Source organism: Poinsettia branch-inducing phytoplasma str. JR1 (assembly GCF_000309465.1).
In the GTDB taxonomy this organism is placed as follows: Bacteria; Bacillota_I; Bacilli_A; order Acholeplasmatales; family Acholeplasmataceae; genus Phytoplasma; species Phytoplasma pruni.
The window spans coordinates 1-5,295 of the sequence record NZ_AKIK01000164.1 but is presented as its reverse complement, the minus strand read 5'-3'; the positions used below and the strand labels follow the sequence as shown (position 1 = coordinate 5,295).

Sequence of the window (5,295 nt, the reverse complement as noted above, 5' to 3'; positions counted from 1 at the left end):
CTTTTTCTAGACATTTAAATCTCCTTTTGTTTAAATTTTATTTAAATAGAAAAAAAAACTTTATTCACTTATCACCTACTCTTTCAAGATGTTGGTATTCAAACCAGGAAGGAATTTATATCCCTTAATAATCTAAATAGTCCATCGACAAAACTATTTAATCCCGCCTTGCAAGTCGTTTCAATTCCTTTCGACTTAGTTTTTTTATTACTCTACTTTTTGCGTTTAGGTCCGTTTCAGGACTTCTCCTTGGAATTCGTTCTTCTTGCGGTATCCTCTTGGTTATGAACTTCACCTTAACCCGCTTTTATTCTTTGCTGTAATTTATCATTCTTTCGTTTGATAAACCAAGAATATGAAGTATGTGATTATCACACATTGCAATTCGTTAATTTGCTGTTAATAAGGCCTCTTTGGCGCCCTCGATGAAGAAATAAAAACAATCAAAGAAGAACTAAAACTTCAAAACCCTAACAACGCAAGAGTTCAAGAAAGAATCAAACAAACTAATGAAAACAAAATCCCAGAATTAATAGCTATCCCAGCATAAAAAAACTTTTTCTTTAAAATTAACACAATAAAAATGTATAATAGTAGTAATTAATTATTTTCAAAGATAATATCAATTACTACTATTATCGGAAAGGCAATTAAAAAAATGATTTTTTTTAAAAAACATTGGATCGTTATTTTAATTATTACTCTTTTATGTATTTCTGCTATTATAGGAATTTTTGAAGGTATTTATGAAGCCAAACAAGAACAAAAAACATCATCAAATTATCATGAAGAATTAGAAGAAAATTCTTATTCTAAAGAAAATAAAACTATAACAATTAATCAATTATCAAACAAAAAAGTTGAATTAATTAAAAACGCAATTCAAGAAAAACCAGTATTCAAATATAATTGGCAAAATAGTAATTATAATCATGAACAATTAAATTCTCAAATTATTAAAATAGAAAAAAGTATTGAAATTATTCAAACCAAACCAAAAAATTTTTTGTATGAATATTTTAAATTACCTCCTTGGGCTCAAACTGCAAATTTAGATCCTCTTCCAATTTGTATTTCTTCATTAAAATCTCAAATAGATAAAATCGAAGAAATAATTAACCAAATTAAACCAAAAATTCAAATAACACAAGAAAAATATGATAAAATTAAATCTTACATTTTATCAGAAAATGAAAACGAAGTTTTATCGCTAAATGATCTTTCTGAAGAAGAAAAAACCTTAATTGAAAAATCTAGATAATCACACAAACAAACATTAGAATATAGAAAAGAAGATAAAAAACATATCTACGAATGCCAAAAAAAATGCGATGATTTAAACTCTTCAATAAAATTTTTTGAACTTAACGCAAATAACAACAAAAATAAAATCGAAATTGAATATTTAAACAATTTGTTGTCCAACGCTATCAAACTAAAAAACTCATTACAACGTGATTATGATAATTCTCAAAATCTTGATGAAGATCCATTAAAAACCCTCAACTCTCTCTACGAAATCGTCTAATATAAACAAAAGAAAGGAAAAAGAAAATGAACACATTAGAAATGAATGATAAATTAGAATTAGATAATATTATAAAACAATCTGCTTCAACAGCTAGAATGATTAATATTAAATTAAGTTCATTAGAAGTCCAATATAGACCTATTTTAATTTCTATTTTATTAATTTGTTTAAAACAAACAGATTTTAAAAAAGAATTTGACGATAAAAAACATAATAAATATCATTATAGACCTGACTTACATGAAAATGAAAAAAATAGAAAAATAGATTACAAAATAGTTTATGACAAATTATTAAATGATATTAATATTAGTTTAGACAATGTTTTAAAAAAACAAAATATTAATTATGAAAAAATTCAATACTTATGTGACCAAATGAATTCTATTAAAAGTTTATTAGGAGATGATGGATTAGAAATAATAAAATATGTTTTGAAAGAATTAAATACAAATATTTATCATTTATTAGAAGCTAAAAATAAATATAGTTACGATATTATTGGTAATTTTTATGAAATTTTTTTAAGTTATGCTGGCGTAACTCATGTTAAAAATGGTATCGTTTTAACTCCAAGACATATTACAGAATTATTTACTAAATTAATCCCTATTAGTAGCACTGATGTTATTTTAGATCCTTGTTGTGGTACAGGGGGATTTTTAATCGCGGGTATGAACGCCGTTATTGAAAAATTAACTTATAAAAACGAAAAAAATATTAACTACATCAAAGAAAATCAAATAATCAGTTTTGATAAAGATCCTACTATGTATGCTTTGTCTATATCCAATATGTTATTTCGTGGTGACGGAAAATCACGAATTTATAATTTAGATTTTTTTCATAATGATGCTTCTAATAAAATGAAAAAGTTAAATAAACCTCCAACAATTGGTTTTATTAACCCACCTTATGGGGGCAAAAGTAATAACAAAAATCCTACTAAAAAAGAAATAGAATTTTTAATAAAGTTATTAGGAGTAGTTCATGGATATGTTGTCATGATAGCACCATTAAGTGTTTATATGAAAGACACGAAAACAAGAAATAAAATTTTACAAGCTCATACTTTAGAAAAAATAATTCAAATGCCTAATAAATTATTCGAACCCAACGCTTCAACTCATACAGCTATTTCTATTTTTAAAATGAACATTCCTCATAACAATAAAGAAGTTGATTTTTATAATTTAGAAGATGATGGATTAGTTTTATTTAAAAACAAAGGAAGAATTGATCGGTTTAATAAATGGGATCGTATTGAAACAAAAATGTTGAATGATTTGAGTCGTAAAAATTATAATGATATTAATTGTTTATCTCACGTTATCAAAAAAAATCATGAATGGACTTTGTTTGCTTATTCTAAAGTTGATTATAGTAAATTAAACAAAAACGACTTTATATTGACTCTCAAAAAATATATTGTTTTTCAAGTTAAAAAAGTTTTAAATATTTTTAACGAAAATTTAGATGAAATTACTTTATTAGAACAAATTAGTCAAGAAATTATTTTACCACAAATAGAAAATAAAGATCATTTTAATAGATGCAACAAAGAACTTAAAACTTCTGATTGGGAAGAATTTACTATTGAATCATTATTTGATATTCAAAAAATTAACAAAGAAACCACTAAAGAAGATTTAGACGAATTTGAAACAGGGAACTGCCCTTACATAACTAGTACAAGTAAAAATAATGGTAGTAATGGATTTTATGACCATTATACAGAAGAAGGAAATTGTATAACAATATGCGCTTTAGGTTATTGTTTTTATCAAAAATATCCGTTTTTAAATAATGGACATGATTCAATCAATATAATAAGACTTAAAAATAAAGTTTTAAACGAAAAAATAGCTTTATTTTTTGTAACACTTATCAATCAAGAAATGTTTAAATATTCATATAGTCGTCGTTTTAACCAAGAACGAATTCAAAAAACAATCATTAAATTGCCAGTGGTAAATCAAGGAAACCCAGATTGGCAGTTCATGGAAAGTTATATTAAATCTTTGCCGTATGGCAACAGTCTTGCTCCAAGATAACTGTTATTTCTATAAATTCAATCAAACAATCAATTAGTAGATTATAAAGAAATAATTAAAAAAGGAGATTTAATTAATGATTAAATTAAAAAACCAATTTAACATAATTTATCTTTGTTTAATAACTTTTATAAGTTTATTATTTATTATTAATAATAATCAAATTATGGGGATGGATTCAAATAAAGGAAAACAAATTTCGAATAATAAAATTAATAATTCAAATTTTAATGAATTAGAATTCAATGAATTTTGTAAATTAATTGAACAAAGAAAACAAATAACTCAATTACAAAAAATTATTAATTCAAAAAATATTTCTATTAAAGAAACAAAATCTGAATCTAGTAATAAAAAAAGAAAAGCATTAGATTTAAATACTATTCCAGAAGACAAATAATTAAAAAAATAATAATAAAGGGAATAAATATAAAGATTATGAATTCATATGTTGAAACGGTATTACTTTTTTTCAAAGTTTGCGCAGCTGTTTGTTGCGGTTGTAATACAATAGATATATATAAAGAAGAAGTTGATAGATACTGGCATCCTTTAAAACAAGAAATAGAATTAAATTATCATAAAAATCAATTAAAAAATATATGTTCAAATATTTTAGATAACAAAGATACTAAAAATTATGAAATCGTATTTGAATATAATCAAATAAAAATCGACATACAACAAATAATAAAAGATATAGATCATTTAAATATTGAAAATATAATGCAGTTGAAGAAAAACATTATGGATTATTATCTTAAAATAACTACAATTAAGCAAGAAGAAGTTGAAATAAAAAGAACAAACCCTGGGTCGGGAATAAAAAATTAAAGGAGATTTAATTAATGTTCAAATTAAAAAACCAATTTAACATAATTTATCTTTATTTAATAACTTTTATAGGATTATCATTTATTTGGAACAATAATCAAGTAATGGCAATGGAAAATAATAATTTATTATATTCAAGAGCATCGGAGGAACATTTATATATAATAAACAATAAGATTTGGAGTTTGTCAGTAAAAAAACAAGAATTATTTATGTTATCTGAATCTAACGGAGATCAAAAAACCAAATCTATATTAAATAAAAGATATTTTTGTTATATAAATATGATTAAAAATCTAGAACAACAAAGAAATACAATTATCAATATAGGTTATTATAATAACCCAATTTTATACCATTTAATAGACGATTTTAATCAACAATTAGCAAAATTAAATATAAGTTATTAAAATAATAAATAATAGATACAAAAATTAATAAATTCCCAAGAAGACCTCTCCCAGGGTCTTTTTCTTTTACCCAAACAAACAACAACACGGTACGGCCATCAAACCAAAAATCAAAGGAGGCAAACCAATCATGACCAAAAAAGAAATACAACAAAAAATACTTTCTCTTGAAAAAGAATTGAAATTATTATATAATGAAATTAATAAAAATAAAGGAGTTTATGTAAATATAGGAAATAATTTAGATATAAAAAAAGATATTGAAAAAACTCAAATTAATATTTTCGACGTTGCTAATTATATTATTAATCAAAAGTATGAATTAAACCATTTAAGATTACATAAAATAATTTATTTTTCACATATTTCATCTTTAATAAAAAGACGAATTTAATAAAAAGACGAATACCTTTGATTAATGAACGTGTTTAGAAGCTTGGTTATATGGTCAAGTATAGAGTAGGTG

6 protein-coding genes are annotated in these 5,295 nt (G+C 23.4%); all 6 read left to right on the top strand.

The features are described 5' to 3' along the window. Positions 1 to 658 precede the first annotated feature (658 nt). Positions 659 to 1,261: a hypothetical protein gene (locus ON17_RS03045; protein WP_017192033.1), complete on the top strand. Its 603-nt coding sequence runs from the start codon at positions 659 to 661 to the stop codon at positions 1,259 to 1,261. 293 nt (positions 1,262 to 1,554) lie between these two features. Further along, positions 1,555 to 3,585 (top strand): N-6 DNA methylase, encoded by a 2,031-nt coding sequence (locus ON17_RS03040; protein WP_017192032.1) that lies wholly within the window; start codon positions 1,555 to 1,557, stop codon positions 3,583 to 3,585. A 76-nt stretch (positions 3,586 to 3,661) separates the two neighbouring features. Beyond that, positions 3,662 to 3,985, top strand: coding sequence for an SVM family protein (locus ON17_RS03035; protein ID WP_017192031.1), 324 nt, complete (start codon positions 3,662 to 3,664; stop codon positions 3,983 to 3,985). A 38-nt stretch (positions 3,986 to 4,023) separates the two neighbouring features. Next, positions 4,024 to 4,419 (top strand): hypothetical protein, encoded by a 396-nt coding sequence (locus ON17_RS03030; RefSeq protein WP_017192030.1) that lies wholly within the window; start codon positions 4,024 to 4,026, stop codon positions 4,417 to 4,419. A gap of 14 nt (positions 4,420 to 4,433) precedes the next feature. Then, positions 4,434 to 4,829 carry an SVM family protein gene (locus ON17_RS03025; protein ID WP_017192029.1) on the top strand — a complete coding sequence of 132 codons (396 nt, stop codon included), beginning with the start codon at positions 4,434 to 4,436 and terminating at the stop codon, positions 4,827 to 4,829. 130 nt (positions 4,830 to 4,959) lie between these two features. Then, positions 4,960 to 5,223 carry a hypothetical protein gene (locus ON17_RS03015; protein WP_017192028.1) on the top strand — a complete coding sequence of 88 codons (264 nt, stop codon included), beginning with the start codon at positions 4,960 to 4,962 and terminating at the stop codon, positions 5,221 to 5,223. The last annotated feature ends 72 nt before the right edge of the window (positions 5,224 to 5,295 follow it).

Excerpts from the sequence above, each read along its gene's own strand:
- ON17_RS03015 (WP_017192028.1), top strand. The coding sequence starts at position 4,960 with ATGACCAAAAAAGAAATACAACAAAAAATACTTTCTCTTGAAAAAGAA.
- ON17_RS03045 (WP_017192033.1), top strand. The coding sequence starts at position 659 with ATGATTTTTTTTAAAAAACATTGGATCGTTATTTTAATTATTACTCTT.
- ON17_RS03035 (WP_017192031.1), top strand. The coding sequence starts at position 3,662 with ATGATTAAATTAAAAAACCAATTTAACATAATTTATCTTTGTTTAATA.
- ON17_RS03040 (WP_017192032.1), top strand. The coding sequence starts at position 1,555 with ATGAACACATTAGAAATGAATGATAAATTAGAATTAGATAATATTATA.
- ON17_RS03030 (WP_017192030.1), top strand. The coding sequence starts at position 4,024 with ATGAATTCATATGTTGAAACGGTATTACTTTTTTTCAAAGTTTGCGCA.
- ON17_RS03025 (WP_017192029.1), top strand. The coding sequence starts at position 4,434 with ATGTTCAAATTAAAAAACCAATTTAACATAATTTATCTTTATTTAATA.